Source organism: Fischerella sp. PCC 9605 (assembly GCF_000517105.1).
Classification (GTDB): Bacteria; Cyanobacteriota; Cyanobacteriia; order Cyanobacteriales; family Nostocaceae; genus PCC9605.
In genome coordinates this window covers 2,738,879-2,759,880 of the sequence record NZ_KI912148.1, presented here as the reverse complement: position 1 = coordinate 2,759,880, position 21,002 = coordinate 2,738,879, and the positions used below count along the sequence as shown (strand labels likewise).

Genomic DNA, 21,002 nt, shown 5'->3' with positions numbered 1-21,002 from the left:
CTTTAAGAATCAAGTTCAGCTAACTGAATTGTATTGGTAAATAAATACTATTTTGAAATTTATTGAATAAGTTTGTCGTCAGTAAAAGTACCGACAAGTATCTTAAATATTATGTGGAGTTTATTTTGTATAAATTAGTGTTCTTTTATCGATGTCAAAAGAGTAATTCTTGTGGTAAGTTTTATAGTTGATTGAAAATCAAATCTTTGATGTAATTATGTCTATTAAGAAAGTTAAGCCAAAATTGTAAAGGAGTAAATTGGCGTTTATTTCTATATCTATCTCAGCAGATTGTCATATTGCTAAGGCTCGTACAGTACTAAATTTTTGGTGGTAGATGCTAATAGTGAGATTTAATTTCAGTCATGCTAATTTGACTCAATTAAATTAAACATCAATCTTCAGAGTACGGTAAACTTTCCTCAACATGGCGATCGCGATCGTGTCCAGAGAATGTCAAGGCTTTCCGCATTTTGTCAACAACTTTTAACAAAAACTGCTTCTGTTGTCCTGTCGCGTGCAATTCATCCAGTACCTTTAGCAAATCAGCTGCCTGCTGTTGTGTTTGTGCGACTAATTCCGCTTGCTGAAGTGCCACCCCCATTTGAGCTGCTATCTGACTCAGGAATTTAATGTCAGACGAATTCCAGTGGCGGGGCCCACAGTGTTGATAAGCTGCTAGCAAACCCCAGAGTTTTTGACCGACAAAGATAGGGGCGATCGCAAAAGCTTTAATGTGAAACTGCTCCAAAAGCTCGATATGACAGGGAGTAAAGCCGATTTGATAAATATCATCAACAGCAGATGTTTCATTATGGCGGTAGCGTCCCCCTTGTGTTTGTTGTAAGTAGGTATCGTCCCAGACTGTATTGATGCCGAGTTTGGATATATGTGACCACTCTAGGTTAGCCGCCTCAAAATTACCAACAAATTCACCACTCCAATCTGAGTTGAAACGATAAACACTCACCCGATCTGCTTGCAGTAATTGACAAACCTCTCTGGTTGTTGTCTGAAAAATTGTCTCTAGATCGAGAGAGGCTCGGATTTTAGCAACAACATCAAACAATAACTGTTGTTGTTCTGCTGCCTTTTGCAAATCAACTGCCTGCTGTCGTGTTTGTGCGAGTAATTCCGCTTGCTGAAGTGCCACTCCAAGTTGGGCTGCTGTCTGAGTTAGGAATTGAATATCAGATAAATTCCAGTGGCGAGACCCTGAGTGTTGATAAGCTGCTAGCAAACCCCAAAGTTTTTGACGGACAAAAATAGGAGCGATCGCAAAGGCTTTGATGTGAAACTGTTCCAAAAGCTTGATATGACAGGGGGCAAATCCCATTTGATAGATGTCATCGACTGCAAATGTTTGATTGTCGCGGTAGCGTCCCCCTTGTGTTTCTTGTAAATAAGTATCGTCCCAAATGGTATTGATGCCGAGTTTGGATATGTGTAACCACTCTGGGTTAGCCGCTTCAAAATCACCGACAAATTCACCACCCCAATCCGAGTTGAAACGGTAAACACTCACCCGATCTGCTTGCAGTAACTGACAAACCTCTCTGGTTGTTGTCTGAAAAATAGATTCTATGTTGAGAGAGTCTCGGATTTTGGCAATAACCTCCGAAAGTGCCTGTTGTTGTTTTATTGACTGTTCTAACTTGATAGTGTCTTGTTGGGCTTGGTTTTTGGCAATGGCACTGAGCATATGTGCATGATGCTGAGATAACTCGCTTTCATGAATTGCAAAGGCAAATTGTTGACTCAACTCTCGTGCCAGTTCTATTTCTTCGACATTCCACTCACGGGCTTGTGCTGTTTTCGATTCTTGCCAGACTTCAAATGATAGACGAGGATAAAGTTGTCGCCCGTCAGGGTCAAACTCTCCTGCCCAAAGGGTTTTTGTTTCAAACTCGTCCCGAAAGATACTTAAATATCCCAGCAATTTTTGACGATAATGGAGTGGAATCATCAAAATGCTGCGAATTTTGGTTGGTCGAAAAGCAACTTGCAGATTTCGCAAACCAGGGATTTTATAGATGTCTGAAATTGCCCAAATATTGTATTTACCAGACTTATATCGTTCTTGCCAGACACTATATTGCTCCATATATTTGTACTTTGCCTGGTCTGGTATCGCAGGTTGTTTGCCGTAGGCATAAACTTTAATATGCTCGCTATCAGCTTGCAAGCAGTCTGCAAAGCTTTCAATGAAGGCTTGATTTTTGATGCAAAGCCTACCACCAGAACCACCCAAGGCAGTGATGGTTTCTGCTAAAGCTGACTGGTACTCAATCGTGGGCAACGAGTGCAGCAGAGTAGCGATACGTTTAATCGTGGCTTCCCTTGCGGCTTTTTCATTAGCTTGGGCGATCAGGGCACTTTGGGCGATCGCTAATGACAGCTGATCGGACACCATCTGCACCAATTCTAGTTCTGATTCTGGAATTGAACGAGATTCCGAGTGGTGAGACACCAGCAGTCCCCAAAGTTGATCGTGATGCATGATGGGTACTACGAGAGAGGACTTAACCCCCATTGCAGTCAGGTATTCCACATGACATGGATCTACAGGACGGTAATAGTTTTCTTCAGAGAAGATTTCTTCATCTTCTAAATCATCCAAGGGAATTCGACCAATCTGTTGAGTATCAAGATTCACAATTGAACGTACCCGTGACTTGACAAACAGTTCTCGTGCTTCTAGTGGAATGTCATCTGCTGGAAAATTTAACCCCAGTAGCGAAGGCAACCTATCGCTATCCACAGATTCAGCTATGACTAGACCGCTTTGATCCGGATGAAATTTGTAAATCTTGACGCGATCGCTTCTAAGAAACGAGCGTAACTCTGCCACCGTTGTTGTCAAAACATCTTGCAATTCTGTCGATAGACGGATGCGGTTTGCAATGCGAAGTCGTAATGTTTCTGGCTTGATAATAACCTGCATATGTTCCAATAAAATGAGATATTGCTTTTGGTTAATTTAAGATTAAATCTCACAAAGAATACAATTACATCAGTTAAGTTCGGTTTTAATTTATATGAAAATTTATACAATTTTTATTGGGGCATAATTATTGTTAATTGTTATGTCCCAACTATGTCATTTAAGTAATCATCAAGAAGTCCTTACACCAAGAAGCATGAAACAATACTTAACCTTTCTACTTTCTGCTTCCTGCATAATTGGGTGATTTTCAAGCTGGCTCAGCGTCAAGCAAAATATTTCTTGCGATTACTGTTAATTAATGCTTAGTTCCTGCGGTAAGCTAAGTAAAACGAGTCTCCGTTGTTTGGAACTAATAAATACCAAACTAACAAAGCACTGTGTAATTAATAGTATTTTGTTCTACTTGCTTGCTACTTGCTTGCTACTTTAGATATTTATTGATGAGGTGGGCAATACCCACCCACCAAATTAAGTATTCACAGCCTCAGCAAAGCGGATCTTCAGATAGTCTTCATCCATTTTGGCTCCCGCTGGTTGTAGTGTTGCCAATGCTTGTGGCAAAACTAAGTTGCGGCGATGATTACCAATAGTAATGTTTAATTCATCGCCTGATTTACTCAGTTGAATTTGGTTTTTCGGAATGCCAGGTAAGTACAATTCCAAGCTGTATTGATTTTTATCTTGCACAACTCTGATTGTGGTTTCTTTATAATACACCTGAGTCGGATCTTCATCTTTGTAGAGCGTTTCTTTAAGGTGCTCTAAGGCTGTTAAACCGCACATTTCTTCAGAAAAAAGAGGTACTTCCTTCACAGGTAAAGGGTGAAAGTTCTCATGAATTTCCTGACGATATTGCTGCTGGTTATCTTTCCAGCGCTGAAAGAAAGGGTCTTGAACTTCCTCAGGAATGATGCGATTTGCTACAACTAAATCTGTCGCAACATTATACAAACTCAGATAAGCATGGGCACGCAAAGATTCTTTAATGACCATCTTTTCTGGATTAGTAATGAGACGCACTGAAGTTTGACTGTTGTCAGTCAATACTTTTTCTAGTGCTTCAATTTGTTGATAAAACTCGTAAGGCGCATCCATCACTTCTTTATCTGGCAAAGAAAAACCAGCGATAGGTTTAAAAAGAGGCTCAACCAGGGGTCTAAGGGCAACTGAAATATTTTGAAACGGTTTGTAAAAACGCCGCATATACCAACCGCTGACTTCTGGTAAACTCAATAGTCGCAATGCTGTACCAGTAGGAGCAGAATCAATGATCAAAACATCAAAATCGCCTTCATCGTAGTGGCGTTTCATCCTTACCAAGCCAAAAATCTCATCCATGCCCGGTAATATTGCCAATTCTTCCGCTTGTACTCCGTCCAAACCCCGTGCCTGCAAAACTTGGGTAATGTAGCGTTTGACAGCACCCCAGTTTCCCTCTAATTCTTGCAGCGCATCTAATTCTGCACCCCACAAATTTGAGCGAATTTTTCGGGGTGCGTGTTCCAATTCTAGGTCGAAACTGTCTGCCAAAGAGTGAGCAGGGTCTGTACTCAACACTAATGTCCGATAGCCAAGTTCCGCACAACGAAGTCCCGTGGCGGCTGCTACGGAAGTTTTACCTACACCGCCTTTCCCTGTCATCAAAATTACGCGCATGGATGATTCTGTTTTGTCTGAGAAGAATTTACATTTATTTACATTATCGATTGTTTAGTCAGAAAATGCTGCTTTAACACGTCGAGGCGGGAACAGTTCCAGTAATCGATGTGAGATACAATCAAGCCATCGGAGTTCAGGCGTAATTCACTCCAGCCAGGGATAGAGATGCGCGGTTTCCAGGGAAGAGGGGTATTCCAGCTAAGTGTCCACTGAGTTTTAATGGTATCTCCCTCTTTTTGGATGTCGTGCAAGTTCATCTTGGGGTTTAAAAAGAAAGTCTCGATGAATTTAATCATTTGCTTGTATCGCCGAATACCCCAAAATTTGTTCAGCGGATCTTGAAAATAAACGTCTTTAGCGTAGATGCTGTAAGTTTGATTGACTGGAAATCTTTGATAATCCTCTTTGAGGATTTGAATAATATCCATAGTTAGTATGGAACTGTATTTTATTATCTCTTTATTTTGAGATTATCGCAAAATATACAGTTTGGTGTTTTGATTTTTGGTTGCAATTTAAATTAGCCTATTTACATTTTGCACTATATATTTTGTTTTTACTAGTTAAAGTTAACTTTTATCCTTTTTGATAGCATCTTTGATTTTACGCTTTTGCTAGAAACTAGACATGAACGGACGTTCAAAGACTAAGTAGAATAGATAGGCGACTAGCAAGGACAGTGACATTGGTTAACCCTTTAATATTGAAGTAGATAAAAAACAACACATACCTTGAATCTTTATACAAACATCTATTTTCTATGACTATTGAACGATTACCCCCACCACAATATCCTAGAGTTGAATTTGTGCGACGAGGTTTGGCATTTGGAATTGATTTCTTGATTGTCTGGTTGCTGAGTTCTCTATTAGGAACCAGTGCGCTTGGTATCCAAATTCTCCAGATCCTAGTTTTTGCGATCGCTTGGCTAGTGTTGCGAGTAGTGGTTGTATACAATAATCAAGGACAGAGTTTAGGGCGTTATGCTCTAGATATGAGAGTGCTGGAAGTCGAACGGGGCAGAGTTCCAGATTTGCAGAGTCTGTTGAAGCGAGAGTCAATAGTTGGTGTCGGTGCGCTTTTGCTTTCTATTGCCCTAAACAACATCATCCGCAATCCCACTGCTATACTGCTAATACTTCCCCTAGCAATTGACTGTGGTGCTGCCGTATCTGATCCTCAGCTACGGCAAACTTGGCATGACCGTTATGCTAGGACTATGATCGTTTCGTCGCGTCGAGGCTATTCGCTAGACATAAAAGTCAAGCGAATTCTTGAAAGTGTGCGGCGAAATGTGAGAAAATAGAAATTTGTGTTAATTATTTTCAGGCTCAACTGTTTGTAAGATTATGGCTAAGGCTAAAGGTGTCCGGATAATAGTGACACTGGAGTGTACAGAGTGTCGTACAAATCCAGACAAGCGTTCTCCAGGTGTTTCGCGTTATACCTCGACTAAGAATCGTCGCAACACCACCAATCGCTTAGAACTGAAAAAGTTCTGCACCCACTGCAACAAACATACCGTTCACAAGGAAATAAAGTAAGTCAACAACCATGAGTTATTACCGTCGCCGTCTGTCTCCAATTAAACCGGGAGAACCAATAGATTACAAGGACGTAGATTTGTTGCGTAAGTTTGTCACCGAACGCGGTAAGATATTGCCGCGTCGGATTACTGGACTTACGTCTCAGCAACAACGAGCATTAACATTAGCGATTAAACGCGCTCGAATTTTGGCTTTGTTGCCGTTTATCAACGCAGAAGGTTAAATTGATTTTGGATTTTGCGAAAAGTTTGAGCGGAGGTTTCCTCCGATCAAAGCTTTTCAAGACCGATTTTTTGGATTTAAGACAATCCAAAAAAGCATCAGGTAGATAGTAACTTGGTGTTTGTGAGTCCAAAATCTAAAATCTTTAAGTAAGGGAGTGTAAAATAGGCTCCTAAATTCAAAAACTTTGGATTTCGGATTAAATACCAGTTATTTAAATCTAAAATCTAAAATCTAAAACCTAAAATTTGAATTAATTGCGAGGCTTGTGGAGAAGGGGACGCTAGTTGAATTTAGACTTCAAGGCGATCGCCGTCTGGGTGTAGTAGATAAACCAGACGGCAAAACCCGTTGGTTCGTGATCGATGAACGGGGTCAATCTCATAGTCTCGCGCCTCGACAAATTACCTATACAGTCAACGGGCAGACCTACAAGCCTTCGCAGGTTCCCAATTTTCTGGAAGAGGTAAAGCCCTACTTAGACCCATCGAGTTTAGAAGTTGCTTGGGAATTACTGGTAGAGGGTGGGGAAACAGTAACGCCAGCAGAAATGGCGACTTTGTTGTTTTCAGAATCAGAACCACCTCAATGCTATGCAGCCCATTGCTTGTTGTCAGAAGACAAAATCTATTTCAAGCAAAAGGGAGACTCTTACGAACCGCGAACGGCAGCTCAAGTAGCGGAACGCAAACACCAACTAGAAGTAGAAGCGCTCAAAGCAAAAGGACAGCAGGAATTTTTGGCTCGTGTAGAGCAAGCACTCAAGGGTGAAGCAGTCGAGTGGCAAAGACACGATCGCCACCGTTTGGAAGCCCTGGAAAAATATGCAGCGCTGCTTGCTGACACTGTGCGTGTGGGGCTAAATTATGACTCTCTAGCTCGCGCTTACCCACCGCCAGCACCAGTCCAAGAAACGATGAGCATGCTGGGACGTTCTGCTACTCCCCAAGGGGCCTTTCAACTATTAGTGGATTTGGGTTGGTGGAGTCCTCATGAAAACTTATTTTTGCGTCGTTCGTCAATTCCAGTTCAATTCCCAACAAAGGTATTAGAAGTGGCCCAACAGCGATTGGAATCACCACCCACTGACCCAGATACAAACCGCCTGGATCTCACCCATCTCAAGGTTTACACAATTGATGATGAAAGTACCACCGAAATAGACGATGGTTTGAGTTGGGAGTTGCTTGGTGATGGGCGAGAAAGGCTATGGGTACATATCGCTGACCCCACACGTTTTCTCATGCCTGAAGATGAGTTAGACTTAGAAGCCAGAAAGCGGGGTAGTACAGTTTATTTACCCACGGGAATGGTTCCCATGTTCCCGGAATTGTTGGCTACTGGACCAATGAGTTTGGTACAGGGGAAAGTTTGTTGTGCCCTCAGCTTTGGGATCATTTTAGATGTATCCGGGGCAGTAGAAGATTACAGTATTTATGCCAGTTTAATTAAACCCACTTATCGCCTCACCTATGAAGATGTAGACGAAATGCTGGATTTAGGCGTGGAGGCGGAACCAGAAATTGCTGCGATCGCCAAATGGGCAACTAAGCGTAAAACTTGGCGATATGCCCAAGGAGCCATTAGCATTAACATGCCAGAGGCGATGATTAAAGTCAAAAATGACGATATCAGCATTAATGTTTTAGATGACTCCACCTCCAGGCAACTAGTAGCCGAGATGATGATCTTAGCCGGTGAAGTTGCTGCCCGTTACGGTCAAATTCATAACATTCCCCTACCCTTTCGCGGTCAGCCGCAACCTGAGTTACCCCCTGAACAGGAGTTAATTCAGCTACCAGCAGGCTTTGTGCGTGCTTGTGCGATGCGCCGTTGTATGCCCAAGAGCGAAATGAGCATTACACCTGTGCGTCATGCTGGTTTGGGTTTGGATACCTACACTCAAGCCACTTCTCCCATTCGCCGCTACAGTGACTTGCTAACTCACTTTCAACTGAAAGCGCACTTACGGGGCGATGTTTTACCGTTCTCAGCCGAACAACTCAAAGAAGTGATGATGAGTGTCAGCACCGTTACCCAAGAAGTGACAATGGTAGAACGGCAAACTAATAGATATTGGGCGTTAGAATATCTGCGCCGCAGCCCAGAGAAAATTTGGCATACAACAGTGCTGATGTGGTTGAGAGAAGATAGCGGGTTAGCACTAATTCTTTTAGAAGATTTGGGCTTGCAGTTACCGATGTCTTTCCGGCGTTCTGTGAATCTAGGGGAACAGGTTTTGGTGAAAGTTTCCCACGCCGATCCGCAAAAGGATGTGATTCAGTTTCAGGAAGTAATTTATCAAGAAGCGCAGGCAGCAGCGAATTAAATTAAAATAGAGCCAAGAGTCAATAGTCAAGAGTCCACAGTAGCCCTTTCAAGGTGCAATACTAAACAATAAATTTTCTTCGTGTCTTGGTGTCTTTGTGGTGAAACAATAAATTTTCTTGAACCACCAAGGCACTAAGACACCAAGTCGAATCAGGAAAAACATTGTTCATCTGCCCATCAGCTAATCTAGATATTAAAATCACAACCCTAAAAAGATATCTTCACCCTGAGAGCGAATTTAGAATAAATAAGAAAGTTAAATTCACTCAAGGACATGAAACGCATCGTCTTGATTGCAGGGTTTGAATCTTTCAACGCCGACTTGTACCGAAAAGCGGCTGATTTGGCGATCGCAAGTTGTCCGGAGTTAGATATTCGGGTATTTAGCGATCGCGACATTACCAGCAAGCGTGCGGAGGTAGAAGCAGCACTTGCTGGCGCTGACGTGTTTTTTGGCAGTTTGATATTTGATTATGACCAAGTTTTGTGGTTGCGCGATCGCATCGGCCAAATCCCTATCCGCCTGATCTTTGAGTCCGCCTTAGAATTGTTGAGTCTTACCAAGCTGGGTGCTTTTGCCATAGGCGACAAACCCAAAGGTATGCCCAAACCAGTCAAATTCATTCTCGATAAATTTAGCCAAGGACGAGAAGAAGATAGATTAGCAGGTTATATTAGCTTTTTAAAAATAGGGCCAAAACTATTGAAGTTTGTGCCAGTGCAAAAAGTCCAAGACTTACGCAACTGGTTAATTATCTATGGTTACTGGAACGCTGGCGGGCCAGAAAACGTTGCAGCCTTATTTTGGACACTGGCAGAAAAATACTTCGGGTTAAAAGTCGGTGATATTCCCCCACCCGTGGAAACCCCCAATATGGGGTTACTCCATCCCGATTATCAAGGGTTTTTTGAATCTCCCCGCAAATATCTAGAGTGGTATTGTCAAAGAAGAGAGGGAGAGGGGGAGAGAGGGAGAAGGGGAGAAATTTCCCCCCATCTTCCGGTAGTTGGAATTCTCCTCTACCGCAAGCATGTCATCACCAAACAACCTTACATTAATCAACTAATTCGTCGTTTTGATGAAGCTGGTTTAATCCCCCTACCCATTTTTATCAACGGTGTGGAGGGACACGTGGCTGTCCGTGACTGGATGACAAGCGACTACGAAACCCAGCAACGCCAGCAGGGTAATGTTGAAATAACCTCCCTTTCCAGTGATGCAGTGAAAGTGGATGCGATTGTCTCAACTATTGGTTTCCCCTTGGTAGGTGGGCCTGCCGGTTCGATGGAAGCAGGGCGACAAGTGGAGGTAGCAAAACGTATTCTCACTGCTAAAAATGTTCCGTATATCGTTGCTGCACCTCTATTAATTCAAGATATTTACTCGTGGACGCGCCAAGGTATTGGTGGCTTGCAAAGTGTAGTTTTATACGCTCTACCAGAACTAGATGGGGCGATTGATGCCGTTCCCCTTGGTGGTTTGGTAGGAGAAAACATTTATCTGGTTCCCGAACGGGTACAACGTTTAATTGGCAGAGTGAAAAGCTGGGTTAATCTGCGGCAAAAACCTGTATCTGAAAGAAAAATCGCCATTATTCTCTATGGGTTTCCACCTGGTTACGGTGCAGTCGGAACAGCAGCATTGTTAAACGTACCGCGCAGTCTCCTGAAATTCCTCCAGGCACTTAAAGACCAAGGTTACAGTATTGGTGATTTACCCGAAGACGGGGAAGAGTTGATTCGGCAGGTGAAAGAAGCGGATGAAGCTAGTCCTCTTATGGGGCAGGCGTCTCGCCTGCCATTGGAGGATGACGGGCAAGATGCCCGTCCCACAACTGTTAATGCTAAAACCCTAGAAAAATGGTTGGGATATCTCCGTACCTCCCGTATTGAAAAACAATGGAAATCTCTCACGGGTACTGGCATTAAAACCTATGACGATGAATTCCATATTGGCGGTGTGCAGCTAGAGAATGTTTGGATTGGCGTACAACCACCCTTGGGAATACAAGGCGATCCGATGCGGTTAATGTTTGAACGAGATTTAACGCCCCATCCCCAGTATGCTGCTTTCTACAAATGGTTGCAAAATGAGTTTCAAGCTGATGCTGTAGTTCACTTTGGCATGCATGGCACAGTGGAATGGCTACCTGGTTCGCCTTTGGGAAACACAGGTTATTCTTGGTCTGATATTTTATTAGGAGATTTGCCCAATCTATATATATATGCGGCGAATAATCCCTCCGAATCGATTTTGGCAAAACGTCGCGGTTACGGTGTGTTAATTTCCCACAATGTACCACCCTATGGTCGTGCAGGTTTGTATAAAGAATTGGTAGCGCTGCGGGATTTAATCTCGGAGTATCGCGAAGATCCAGAAAAAAATTATGCTCTCAAAGAAGCAATTTCTAAAAAGATTGTTGATACTGGTTTAGATGCGGATTGTCCGTTTGAAGATGCAAAACGTTTGGGGATTCCTTTTACTCCAGAAAATATCCGCATGTTTAGCGCTCATGCTTTTAATGATTATCTGGTGAAATTGTACGAGTATTTGCAAGTTTTGGAGAATAGATTGTTTTCTTCTGGGTTGCATACGTTGGGTGAAGCGCCAAATGAGGAGGAAATGGCGGCGTATTTGGAGGCTTATTTTGGGGAGGAAGGTGCAGGCAAGATACCTACCCCACAAGAGGAAAAATCAGATTTGTGGGACGGGCATCTTGCCCGTCCAGAAGCGCAACAAATCCACGATTTACTTATGCAAACCACTGAAGAATTAACTAATTTGTTACGCGGTTTGAATGGAGAATATATTCCGCCTGCACCTGGTGGCGATTTATTACGAGATGGCCCTGGTGTGTTGCCTACGGGTAGGAATATTCATGCTTTAGATCCTTATAGAATGCCTTCGCCCGCAGCGTATGAACGGGGAAGGGAAATTGCTCAACAAATTATCGCCCAGCATCTACAAGAACATGGGAAATATCCAGAAACTATAGCAGTGATGCTATGGGGTTTGGATGCGATTAAAACTAAGGGTGAATCTCTGGGTATTCTCTTGGAGTTAGTTGGTGCGGAACCTGTCAAAGAAGGTACGGGGAGAATTGTTCGTTATGAGTTAAAACCGTTGGCGGAGGTGGGACATCCTCGTATTGATGTGTTGGGGAATTTGTCTGGTATTTTCCGCGATAGTTTTGTCAATATCATCGAGTTGTTGGATGATTTGTTTTTACGGGCAGCTGAGGCGGATGAACCAGAAGACCAAAATTTTATTAGAAAACACGCTTTGGCGTTGAAGACGCAAGGGGTGGAAAATACATCTGCAAGGTTGTTTTCTAATCCGGCGGGTGATTTTGGTTCGCTGGTAAATGACCGCGTCACTGATGGTAATTGGGAATCTGGCGATGAGTTGGGGAATACTTGGCAAAGTCGCAATGCCTTTAGTTATGGCAGACAAGATAAAGGTCAAGCAAGACCAGAAGTGCTGAATCAGTTGTTAAAAACGAGCGATCGCATTGTTCAAGAAATCGATTCGGTAGAGTACGGTTTAACCGATATTCAAGAATATTACGCCAATACGGGCGGTTTGAAGAAAGCGGCAGAAAAAATCCGCGGTAAGAAAGTTACAGCTAGCTTTGTCGAAAGTTTCTCGAAAGATACCACACCACGCAAGCTAGATGATTTGCTGCGGATGGAATATCGCACCAAACTGCTGAATCCCAAATGGGCAGAAGCAATGGCAACTCAAGGTTCTGGTGGTGCGTTTGAAATCTCGCAGCGTATGACAGCATTGATCGGTTGGGGCGGTACTGCGGATTTTACTGACAATTGGGTATACGACCAAGCAGCAGATACGTATGCTCTAGATCCTGAGATGGCAGAGAAATTGCGAAAAGCAAACCCGGAAGCTTTTCGGAATATAGTCGGGAGGATGTTAGAGGCGCATGGACGAGGCTTTTGGCAAGCCAGTGAGGAGAAGTTGCAAAAGCTACGCGATTTGTATGAGTTGACAGATGAGGAGTTAGAAGGTGTGACGGTAAGTACTAATTAGGAAGTAAAGCAAATTAACTATGTCATCTTCGTCATCTACCATATCATACCGTTAGGGAAACTTTTCCCTAACGGTTCCAAATACCTCAAATCCTTATTCGGAATTGAAACCCGAAAAATGAAGACGGAAGGTAGGCTAAAAAGCAAAAATATTTGATTTTATTATTATCTTGTAAATGCTATGACCCTTACAATTACAACCGAACCCTTGCCCTTGCAACTAAATCCTGATGGTGTGGTGCGAGTGGGCGGAACGCGAGTCACGCTAGATACAGTTGTCGCTGCTTTCAATCAAGGAGCGACTGCCGAAGAAATCGTGTTTCAGTACCCATCTTTGCAGCTAGCAGATGTTTATGCTGTAATAGCCTACTATTTACGTCACCAACAGGAAGTTGAAGAATACTTGCAGCAACGGCAAAAACGCGCCAATGAAATCCGTAAAATAAATGAGGCTAGATGTGACCCACAAGGTTTACGCCAGCGTTTAATGGCACGCCGAACTCAATTTCAATAATAAATTATGCTGCGATTTGTTGCCGACGAAAATTTCAACAACAACATTGTGCGGGGAGTGTTGCGTCGGCAACCAAGATTAGATATTGTCCGAATTCAAGACATAGGACTATCTGGAGCAGACGATCCAACAGTGCTAGAATGGGCAGCCAAAGAAGGGCGAGTATTGCTCACCCACGATGTCGCGACGATTACACACTATGCTTATGAACGGGTGGAGGCAGGACTGTTTATGCCTGGAGTTTTTGAAGTTAGCTTTGACATTCCAATTGGTCGTGCTATTGAAGATATTTTATTGTTGGCAGAATGCAGCCTTGGTAGTGAATGGGAAGGACAAATACATTACCTTCTACTCAGGTGATTTGCTATGAATGGAGTATCGTACCAGTGTCTCTCCACATTAGTAGCGAAGTCGGTCACAATCCCAAATCTACCGCGATGCGATGAGCACAGGCAAATCCAGAAAACGCTACCGCATTCAATCCCTGGCCGGGAAAGGTGCTATCCCCTACACAATAAAGTCCTGGAATTGCAGTTCTATTAAACGGCATTGCTAGCAAACCCCGCAACTTGCGTCGAGGAATGGGCCCGTAAGTGCCATCCTCCCGACCTAAAAAGCGGCGATGGGTGCGTGGCGTCCCTACTTCCAGATAATCTAACCCCGCGTCTAAACTCGGAAAAATTTTCTCCAGTCGGTTTATGATTCGCCCAGCTGCCTCTTCCTTCTTCGCTTCATAATCCTTTGCAGAAAGTCTCTGCCAATCATCTATCCAGTGCGGCGTGAATACATGCATGATATGATAACCAGCTGGTGCTAAATCTGGGTCGAGCAACGTGGGAATCGACACAAAAATCGTACCTTCCGGTGCTGCCATGTTTTCCCAGTCTTCTAACAAAATATGATGACACTCTGTCTTCGCTGGTAAAAGTGACGCCTTCACACCCATATGCAAACTCAAAAAGCTGGGTGATTTCTGATAGTTTTGCTGCCACTTTTTCTCATTAGGTGGAATTTTATCTGGTAAAATTAATTTTGTGAAAGTATCCCAACGTGTAGCATTAGAAACAATGCGTTTGGCGCGATAAATTTGGCCGTCAGCTAACTTTATACCTACAGCTCGTCCTTTTTCTATGAGAATTTGCGTCACCTTAGCTTGGTATTTAATTTTACCTCCAGCCTGAATAAGACCCTCTACAAGCTTTTGGGGGATTTGTCCTACGCCGCCTTTGGGATAGTTAACCCCACCATAATGCCTGTCAGAAAACACCATACCCGCATTAATCATGGGTGTCATATCTGCTGGTACTACCGACCAGCAATAACATTCCATATCGATAAATTTCAACAATAGGGGGTCTTTAATATAGCGTCGTGCCACATCTCCAGCATTTTGCGGTAAATACTTTAGCAACCTCAGACAAGCCAAAGGATGCTGAAAAAACATCCGCAGCAAATAGCGGGGTTCTTCCAGCGATAATAAGTCCATGCAATTTAAGCTGTTAAAGACTTGCCAACATTCATCATAAAAACGGCGAATTCCCTTGGCTTCGTGGGGAAAATAGGCTATCAGATTTGGCAAAAACTTTTCATAAGTTCGCTCTACCTTGAAGTCTATATTGTCGGGCAGGTGATAGTGAATCTGTACAAAATCGGGAATAACTTCTAAACTGACGTTAACGGCGTTTAAGGCACGGGTGAGTAAGTTAGTTGTACCGCGCTGTCCAAATCCGAAAATCATCGACGCACCAACATCGAAGCGATAGCCTTGTCGTTCAAAATAACCAGCACTGCCACCTGGAATGAGATAGCGTTCCAATACAAGTACTTTGGCACCTTTGGCTGCCAGTTGAGTTGCTGTCACCAAACCACCAATTCCAGAGCCAATGACGATCGCATCATAATAGGGAGTGGGAAGAGGCATGGAGTCAGCCATTTCTAAAAAATTTAACTATTTTTGTAACATATATAACAATCTATTTTACCAAAGAATACGCATCTTAACCTCTTCATCTCCCCTTCAAAAAAAGAGGGACAAGCCTGCAACCGCTGGCTAATCCCGTCTGCCGATCCTTAAAGAGAGGAGAACACTGATTATCAATATAACTTTGACTGAGAAATAATGTCAACTATTAATGCGAAAATTTTTCAATAATTTTTAGATCGGCATTTATTTTAGCTGATAGCCGGATATCAGAAAGAGTATTATGATGTTTCAGTTGTTATCCGATCGCAAAACGCCTTTTTTTGGCCATGACGCTACAATTGCGTGTTTATGTTCCACCACACCCCCTAATCAAGCATTGGCTAGCAGTTGCCCGCGACGCTGCCACGCCTTCAGTATTATTTCGCACTGCCATGACTGAATTGGGACGTTGGCTTACTTATGAAGCAGCCCGAGAGTGGTTGCCGACTCAAGAGACAACGGTGCAGAGTCCTTTAAGTTCCTGTCCTGCAACTTTAATTGACCCGGAAGTACCGATGGCAGTTGTACCAATTCTGCGGGCAGGACTGGGATTGCTAGAAGGAGCACAAACATTGCTGCCTTTAGCATCGATTTATCATCTTGGCTTGGAGCGAAATGAAACAACGCTACAACCTTCTTGTTATTTAAATAAACTTCCAGAAAAATTTCATCCCCAGACGCGGGTACTGATTACCGATCCGATGCTAGCAACCGGGGGGTCAATCGTTAAAGCAATGGAAGAATTGACACAGCGGGGTGTTGACCCGTCCTTAACACGAATTGTATGTGTAGTAGCAGCTCCTCCAGCTTTACAAAAATTGGGAACAGCATATCCGGGTTTAATAATTTATACTGCCACTATAGATGAGGCAGTTAACAACCAAGGATTTATTGTACCGGGTTTGGGGGATGCAGGCGATCGCATCTTTGGGACTTAAGCTAGTATGCAGCTAGAACTAAGAAAGTAACCAAACAACCCAAAAGTGCAGCGTTCTTAATTGGCGGTAAAGATATGAGTCAGCGTGATGGTTTTGCAAGTGGTTTTTTCTTCGGAGCAGTAGTTGGCGGTGTAGTCGGTGGAGTATTGGGTACTATTGTTGCTTCTCGTAACAATGGCGAGCTAGCAGCCCAAGAAGAAGGTCAAATCCCTACCAGCCCAACAGAAGCTAAAAAAGCATCTTTCAAACGGCGTCAGATGAAAGCTTCAGAAACCGACAGCATAGAAATGGAAACGGCGCGGCGATCGCTAGAAGATAAAATTGCTCAGTTGAATGCCACAATTGATGAAGTGCGACAGCAGTTGGGCAGCGTGAACAGTAATTCTAATCAGATAGCTAATGAAAGGTCGCTCACCAAAGACGCCTAAAGGAGTTTCCAAAAGCAGATGAAGCGCGATCGTGGAAATGCCCCTACAGCTGCATACACCATGACCAGAGCTACCTTAAAATCAAAATATAAGATCGCAGTGGACACTTACCCAGAAAAGGAAACCGATCCATCCATGTATTTACTGATTGCCACACTGGCTACTTTCATCCAGATTTACAGCACCCTACTGATTATTAGGGTTCTGCTGTCATGGTTCCCAAATATCAACTGGTACAATCAACCATTTGCTGCTTTGAGCCAGATCACCGACCCTTATCTGAATATTTTCCGTAACATCATTCCCCCTCTGGGAGGTATGGATTTCTCTCCGATATTGGCATTTGTGGTACTTAACATCGTTAGCAATTTGCTCTATTCTCTCAGAGGTCTGCCATTACTTGGTTGAATTCCGAGCAAAAAAATACATCACTTTCTGTTGTAGAGACAGCCGCTCGCAAACGTCTCTACAACTTGTTTTTTTGCAAAGTTTGTAGCTTTAGCTCGACATTAAAGTTGTTTGGATTAGAGTAGTAAGTAGGTCAACATAATTAAACGTAAAATATCTTGTATTCTATACGGGCGGGCAGGATACCCACCCCACAATATTATTAAAGCTCTTGTGGGGTGGGCTTCTAGCCCGCACTGTTTTTAGTTTATTTATGCCTTTCTACTTATTAATATAAATACCCTCTTTGACAAGTTGTTACAACTCAGGATGCAACCAGTTAAACAACCCTAAAGAAGCAACTGTCCCGACGTAATGAGCGGTGATGCCAGTCATACTTGCCATTGCGACGAAGATATCAAGCGAGCGAATGATCCGATTCGGGTCATATATTGCTACGCCTTGTGGTTGAGCAATCGATTTTGACAGGAGAACACTTATACCAGCCCCCCCTCCCAGAATTGTTAGCAGCATTCCCACGAAACCCGTAATTATTGCAATCCGCAATACTTTCATGACGTCTGCTTTTTTTGGATGCAAGTCTGGATTGGGATTGCGGAGTCGCCGAGCAAAGCGGGTGATACGAAAAGCTAGATAAATACCAAATAGCAGCGCTAAAATACCACAAACTCCCCAAAAGATACTAATGCCAATTCCAGGGGTTGTTCCTTGATTGTAGTTGGTAACTGGTACTCCTGGGGTAGGTGCTACTGCTTGACTAAAGTTACGACCGGAAATTGCGAATACCAACATCAACGCGGAAGCAACTCCCAATCCAGCCTGTAACCAAAAGCTAACCCAACCGATAAGGCGCAAAATATTGGCGATTCTTTCAATTTTAGGATTAACTGTCTGGATTTTCGATTGGGCTTGCATGGTTGTTTAATTAGGTGAATTCCTATCTCAACCATATATATGCCCACAGGTAATAACGACTTTCCCAAGTAAGAATGTTCTTAGCTTTAGCTAATACTTATGCAAGATTGTTATCAAGCATGATAAATTTTACCATCAGGCATGATTGCACCCTGGAAATTCGCCTCGTGCAAACTTTCTCTATGCAAGTTGGCTCCTGTCAAATCAGCTTCGCTCAAATCGGCTTCTCTTAAGCTTGCTCCGCTCAAATTGGCTTCTGCTAGGTTAGCTTTCCTGAGATTAGTCTTGGAAAGGTTAGTCCCGGCTAAGTTGGCTCCACTTAAGTTTGCCCGCTGTAGATCAGCCTCAATTAGACTGGCACGGCAAAAATTGGTTCCGCTTAAATTAGCATCTATTAAGGTGGCACTCAAAACAGTTTCAGTCAAATTTGCGCCACTTAGAGATGCTTCACTCAAATTTGCCCTCCTCAAGTTAGCGCCGTTGAGATTGGCTCCATTTAAATTTGCTTTCACGCAGTAGGCATTTTCCAGCTTGGCTCCAACCAAGTTCGCCCCAATCAAGTCAGTCCCATTCAGGTTAACTCCAATCAGGTTTGCCCCACTTAGATTGGCTCCAATCAAGTTCGCACCACTCAAATCTGCCGCTTCCAAATCAGCCCCACTTAGGTTCGCTCCAATCAAATTGCTGCCCTGCAAAGTTATTCCCTTCAAAAAGGCTCGGTGAAAGTCCGCCCCATTCAAGTCAAATCCTTGGAAATCTCGTTTTCCAGTTGCGTACTGTTTCAGTACCTCACTCGCGTTAATATTCACCTGTTTGTACCTCCCAACTGCTGCTTGCAAGTAGCTAATTTCAATTGTGAATGGAACCATCGGGCATGATGGCTCCTTGCAAATTTGCCCCCCGCAGGTTAGTGCGGGTGAGATCGGCGTGACTGAGATCGGCTCCTCGTAAGTCTGCACCATAGAGATTAGCCCCCTGTAAGTTAGCCCCTTGGAGATTAGAATCGCTCAGGTTTGCTCCCGCGAGAATCGCCCCTCGCAAGCTAGCACCTGATAAATTTGCTTTCTGCAAAATCGCACCAGTTAGTACAGCTTCACTGAGATTAGATTCACTTAAGTTAGCTTTGCTCAAATCTGCTCCACTCAGGTTAGCAACTATCAAGGTAGCTTGCTTCAGGTTTGCCTCACCTAGATTCGCCACCACCAAGAATGCACCGCTTAGATTGGCTCCACTTAGCACCGCTTGCAACAGATTTGTGTGAATTAAATTAACTCCACTTAATTTGGCCTGAGCCAGATTAATTCCACACAAATCAACTCTGCTGAAATCACGTTCGCCAGCAGCATACCGTTGCAATAAATCATCCGCATTCATAAATATTCCCTACCTGATTGTTTTGCCTGGGGTGAGGTAACAACTAATACTTTTAGGTTCAACCTTCAAGCTCAAGCCTGGAACTGCACTGACAAAGGCAGACTTTATCAGTCTTTTAGCTTGGATGTTGAAGATACTGTTTTAGTGAAAAATAGGGGACTGCGAATTGGAGTATAAGTTGTTCGAGTTTCCTCACAAGTTCCTCATCTTGTTTCCCTAAAAATGTAGATGCAGGATAAGCAAATTTGTTAACAGATCAAGCAGTTCAAGTTTGGATAAAAATTTTGTCTCTCTTCTCTATTATCACCCAACTGATTCACCCAAATTGAGGATGTTAGCAAGCATAGATAATAGCGAATATATTCTTAGCAGAAATTCAAATTTTACAATCAAATGACTGTCAGAAATAATCATTTTTATTCACTATACCGCCCTTGATTAACGATGGTTATCACTAAAGACAAAAAGTTAACAAAACCGCCATCTCCAGAGGTGACTACGACTCAAAAACTAAGGGTTTTGAAACCGCTTAGTCCTTGGATTGCTGGCATAGCTGCGATTGGTTTTCTCAGTTTGGGTGCAGTTTATGTAATTTCTCAAACTCAAAAACAAAGCCAGACTACGCCAGTTCCTGCTGTGAGTGTGGCTCCAGCAACTAAAGCCACAGCCTTGGGACGCCTAGAGCCACAAGGAAAAGTCATTAAATTATCTGTCGCCAATGCCCAAGATAGTCGGGTGAATAAATTGCTGGTAGAAGAAGGCGATCGCATTCCAGCCGGAAAAATAATTGCCATTCTTCAAGGCATAGATAAAAAACAAGCTGAACTAGCCGAGGCAAAACAAAATCTAGCTGTGCAGCAGGCGAAACTTACCCAAATCAAAGCAGGAGAAGCAAAACAGGCAGAAATTGCTGCTCAACAAGCCAATATTGCCCGACTAGAAGCCCAGCTACAGACAGAAACTGCCGAGAGAAAAGCAGCAGTAGCGCGTGCCGAAGCTGAGTTGCGGAATGCACAAATCAACTATCAGCGCTATCAAACTTTGCAACAAGAAGGAGCAGAAAGTATTTCGGCTTTAGACGACAGGCGAGAGGCTTTTGAAACCGCTCGATCTCGGCTAAATGAGGCGAAAGCGCAACTAGCAAACACCACATCCACCTTGCAAAAGCAGATCCAAACAGAAAAGGCGATGTTGCAAAAACTTAGAGAAGTGCGTCCTGTGGATGTGCAAGTAGTGCAAGCTGAAGTAGAACGAGCGATCGCCCAAATCAAGAGAATTGAGGCTGAGTTAGAAGACTTTTACGTACGCTCTCCCATCGCAGGGCAAGTTTTGAAGATTAATACCCGTGTTGGCGAACAGGTTAACACTAGTGAAGGAATCGTAGAACTGGGACGAACTAACCAGATGTACGCCATTGCCGAAGTTTATGAAACCGATGTGGGCAAACTGCAAGTCGGTCAAAGGGCAACAGTGGTAAGTGAACATGGTGGGTTTGCAGGCGAGGTACATGGCACGGTCGAGCATATTGGCTTGCAAATTAAGAAGCAAGATGTCCTGGAATCTGACCCAACAGCTGACAAAGATGCCCGTGTTGTAGAAGTCAAAGTCCGCATCGATCCCAAAGACAGTGCCAAAGTCGCAGGACTGACTTACCTGCAAGTCCGCATCAGCTTCGACCTGAATTCGATCAAGACACAGTAGAGCATTGA

At 43.4% G+C, this 21,002-nt stretch carries 18 protein-coding genes; 11 read left to right on the top strand and 7 right to left on the bottom strand.

What is annotated here, in order from left to right; translation table 11 throughout:
- Nucleotides 1–394: 394 nt before the first annotated feature.
- The 3 genes from FIS9605_RS37075 to FIS9605_RS0114405 form a co-directional block, all read right to left on the bottom strand.
- The gene (locus FIS9605_RS37075; protein ID WP_035139578.1) at nucleotides 395–2,944 is read right to left on the bottom strand and encodes a GAF domain-containing protein; all 2,550 of its coding nucleotides are present in this window, start codon (nucleotides 2,942–2,944) and stop codon (nucleotides 395–397) included.
- Between the two features lie 471 nt (nucleotides 2,945–3,415).
- Nucleotides 3,416–4,603 (bottom strand): TRC40/GET3/ArsA family transport-energizing ATPase, encoded by a 1,188-nt coding sequence (locus tag FIS9605_RS0114410; protein ID WP_026733221.1) that lies wholly within the window; start codon nucleotides 4,601–4,603, stop codon nucleotides 3,416–3,418.
- A gap of 38 nt (nucleotides 4,604–4,641) precedes the next feature.
- Nucleotides 4,642–5,034: a DUF2358 domain-containing protein gene (locus tag FIS9605_RS0114405; protein ID WP_026733220.1), complete on the bottom strand. Its 393-nt coding sequence runs from the start codon at nucleotides 5,032–5,034 to the stop codon at nucleotides 4,642–4,644.
- Nucleotides 5,035–5,366: 332 nt separating this feature from the next.
- On the opposite strand from FIS9605_RS0114405, the gene FIS9605_RS0114400 reads away from it, so the two are divergent.
- The 7 genes from FIS9605_RS0114400 to FIS9605_RS0114375 all read left to right on the top strand — a co-directional run bounded on the left by FIS9605_RS0114400 (nucleotide 5,367) and on the right by FIS9605_RS0114375 (nucleotide 13,627).
- Nucleotides 5,367–5,912 (top strand): RDD family protein, encoded by a 546-nt coding sequence (locus FIS9605_RS0114400; protein ID WP_026733219.1) that lies wholly within the window; start codon nucleotides 5,367–5,369, stop codon nucleotides 5,910–5,912.
- Nucleotides 5,913–5,955: 43 nt separating this feature from the next.
- Complete coding sequence (gene rpmG / locus FIS9605_RS40985) at nucleotides 5,956–6,150, top strand: 50S ribosomal protein L33 (protein ID WP_071589147.1); 195 nt, start codon at nucleotides 5,956–5,958, stop codon at nucleotides 6,148–6,150.
- A gap of 10 nt (nucleotides 6,151–6,160) precedes the next feature.
- Nucleotides 6,161–6,376: a 30S ribosomal protein S18 gene (gene rpsR, locus FIS9605_RS0114395; protein ID WP_026733218.1), complete on the top strand. Its 216-nt coding sequence runs from the start codon at nucleotides 6,161–6,163 to the stop codon at nucleotides 6,374–6,376.
- A gap of 267 nt (nucleotides 6,377–6,643) precedes the next feature.
- The gene (locus tag FIS9605_RS0114390; protein ID WP_026733217.1) at nucleotides 6,644–8,704 is read left to right on the top strand and encodes a ribonuclease catalytic domain-containing protein; all 2,061 of its coding nucleotides are present in this window, start codon (nucleotides 6,644–6,646) and stop codon (nucleotides 8,702–8,704) included.
- A 276-nt stretch (nucleotides 8,705–8,980) separates the two neighbouring features.
- Nucleotides 8,981–12,754: a magnesium chelatase subunit H gene (bchH, locus tag FIS9605_RS0114385; RefSeq protein WP_026733216.1), complete on the top strand. Its 3,774-nt coding sequence runs from the start codon at nucleotides 8,981–8,983 to the stop codon at nucleotides 12,752–12,754.
- A 180-nt stretch (nucleotides 12,755–12,934) separates the two neighbouring features.
- Nucleotides 12,935–13,267, top strand: coding sequence for a DUF433 domain-containing protein (locus FIS9605_RS0114380; protein WP_026733215.1), 333 nt, complete (start codon nucleotides 12,935–12,937; stop codon nucleotides 13,265–13,267).
- A 6-nt stretch (nucleotides 13,268–13,273) separates the two neighbouring features.
- A complete protein-coding gene (locus FIS9605_RS0114375) occupies nucleotides 13,274–13,627 on the top strand; it encodes a DUF5615 family PIN-like protein (protein ID WP_026733214.1) in 354 nt (117 codons plus the stop codon).
- Between the two features lie 55 nt (nucleotides 13,628–13,682).
- Here the strand turns inward: FIS9605_RS0114375 and crtH are convergent, their stop codons facing one another.
- Nucleotides 13,683–15,200, bottom strand: a complete 1,518-nt coding sequence (gene crtH, locus FIS9605_RS0114370) for a carotenoid isomerase (protein ID WP_026733213.1) — start codon at nucleotides 15,198–15,200, stop codon at nucleotides 13,683–13,685.
- A gap of 317 nt (nucleotides 15,201–15,517) precedes the next feature.
- Here crtH and upp point away from each other — a divergent pair, with 317 nt between their 5' ends.
- The 3 genes from upp to FIS9605_RS0114355 all read left to right on the top strand — a co-directional run bounded on the left by upp (nucleotide 15,518) and on the right by FIS9605_RS0114355 (nucleotide 17,004).
- Nucleotides 15,518–16,168 carry a uracil phosphoribosyltransferase gene (gene upp, locus FIS9605_RS0114365; RefSeq protein WP_026733212.1) on the top strand — a complete coding sequence of 217 codons (651 nt, stop codon included), beginning with the start codon at nucleotides 15,518–15,520 and terminating at the stop codon, nucleotides 16,166–16,168.
- A gap of 74 nt (nucleotides 16,169–16,242) precedes the next feature.
- The gene (locus tag FIS9605_RS0114360) at nucleotides 16,243–16,596 is read left to right on the top strand and encodes a hypothetical protein (RefSeq protein WP_026733211.1); all 354 of its coding nucleotides are present in this window, start codon (nucleotides 16,243–16,245) and stop codon (nucleotides 16,594–16,596) included.
- Nucleotides 16,597–16,731: 135 nt separating this feature from the next.
- Nucleotides 16,732–17,004: a YggT family protein gene (locus tag FIS9605_RS0114355; RefSeq protein ID WP_026733210.1), complete on the top strand. Its 273-nt coding sequence runs from the start codon at nucleotides 16,732–16,734 to the stop codon at nucleotides 17,002–17,004.
- 297 nt (nucleotides 17,005–17,301) lie between these two features.
- On the opposite strand, the gene FIS9605_RS0114350 is transcribed toward FIS9605_RS0114355, so the two are convergent.
- The 3 genes from FIS9605_RS0114350 to FIS9605_RS0114340 form a co-directional block, all read right to left on the bottom strand.
- On the bottom strand, nucleotides 17,302–17,919 hold the full coding sequence (locus FIS9605_RS0114350) for a DUF3611 family protein (protein ID WP_026733209.1): 618 nt from the start codon (nucleotides 17,917–17,919) through the stop codon (nucleotides 17,302–17,304).
- 113 nt (nucleotides 17,920–18,032) lie between these two features.
- On the bottom strand, nucleotides 18,033–18,788 hold the full coding sequence (locus FIS9605_RS0114345) for a pentapeptide repeat-containing protein (protein WP_231510330.1): 756 nt from the start codon (nucleotides 18,786–18,788) through the stop codon (nucleotides 18,033–18,035).
- Nucleotides 18,769–19,293: a pentapeptide repeat-containing protein gene (locus FIS9605_RS0114340; protein WP_026733207.1), complete on the bottom strand. Its 525-nt coding sequence runs from the start codon at nucleotides 19,291–19,293 to the stop codon at nucleotides 18,769–18,771. The genes FIS9605_RS0114345 and FIS9605_RS0114340 overlap by 20 nt, the downstream gene beginning before the upstream one ends.
- Nucleotides 19,294–19,737: 444 nt before the next feature.
- Between FIS9605_RS0114340 and FIS9605_RS0114335 the strand changes: the two genes are divergently transcribed.
- Entirely contained in the window at nucleotides 19,738–20,994 is a 1,257-nt protein-coding gene (locus tag FIS9605_RS0114335) for an HlyD family efflux transporter periplasmic adaptor subunit (protein WP_026733206.1), read from the top strand.
- The last annotated feature ends 8 nt before the right edge of the window (nucleotides 20,995–21,002 follow it).

Excerpts from the sequence above, each read along its gene's own strand:
- upp (WP_026733212.1), top strand. The coding sequence starts at position 15,518 with ATGACGCTACAATTGCGTGTTTATGTTCCACCACACCCCCTAATCAAG.
- FIS9605_RS0114350 (WP_026733209.1), bottom strand. The coding sequence starts at position 17,919 with ATGCAAGCCCAATCGAAAATCCAGACAGTTAATCCTAAAATTGAAAGA.
- rpsR (WP_026733218.1), top strand. The coding sequence starts at position 6,161 with ATGAGTTATTACCGTCGCCGTCTGTCTCCAATTAAACCGGGAGAACCA.
- FIS9605_RS0114410 (WP_026733221.1), bottom strand. The coding sequence starts at position 4,603 with ATGCGCGTAATTTTGATGACAGGGAAAGGCGGTGTAGGTAAAACTTCC.
- FIS9605_RS0114375 (WP_026733214.1), top strand. The coding sequence starts at position 13,274 with ATGCTGCGATTTGTTGCCGACGAAAATTTCAACAACAACATTGTGCGG.
- FIS9605_RS0114355 (WP_026733210.1), top strand. The coding sequence starts at position 16,732 with ATGTATTTACTGATTGCCACACTGGCTACTTTCATCCAGATTTACAGC.
- FIS9605_RS0114340 (WP_026733207.1), bottom strand. The coding sequence starts at position 19,293 with ATGAATGCGGATGATTTATTGCAACGGTATGCTGCTGGCGAACGTGAT.
- FIS9605_RS0114360 (WP_026733211.1), top strand. The coding sequence starts at position 16,243 with ATGAGTCAGCGTGATGGTTTTGCAAGTGGTTTTTTCTTCGGAGCAGTA.
- rpmG (WP_071589147.1), top strand. The coding sequence starts at position 5,956 with ATGGCTAAGGCTAAAGGTGTCCGGATAATAGTGACACTGGAGTGTACA.
- FIS9605_RS0114380 (WP_026733215.1), top strand. The coding sequence starts at position 12,935 with ATGACCCTTACAATTACAACCGAACCCTTGCCCTTGCAACTAAATCCT.
- FIS9605_RS0114335 (WP_026733206.1), top strand. The coding sequence starts at position 19,738 with ATGGTTATCACTAAAGACAAAAAGTTAACAAAACCGCCATCTCCAGAG.
- bchH (WP_026733216.1), top strand. The coding sequence starts at position 8,981 with ATGAAACGCATCGTCTTGATTGCAGGGTTTGAATCTTTCAACGCCGAC.
- FIS9605_RS0114405 (WP_026733220.1), bottom strand. The coding sequence starts at position 5,034 with ATGGATATTATTCAAATCCTCAAAGAGGATTATCAAAGATTTCCAGTC.
- crtH (WP_026733213.1), bottom strand. The coding sequence starts at position 15,200 with ATGGCTGACTCCATGCCTCTTCCCACTCCCTATTATGATGCGATCGTC.
- FIS9605_RS0114400 (WP_026733219.1), top strand. The coding sequence starts at position 5,367 with ATGACTATTGAACGATTACCCCCACCACAATATCCTAGAGTTGAATTT.
- FIS9605_RS0114345 (WP_231510330.1), bottom strand. The coding sequence starts at position 18,788 with ATGGTTCCATTCACAATTGAAATTAGCTACTTGCAAGCAGCAGTTGGG.
- FIS9605_RS37075 (WP_035139578.1), bottom strand. The coding sequence starts at position 2,944 with ATGCAGGTTATTATCAAGCCAGAAACATTACGACTTCGCATTGCAAAC.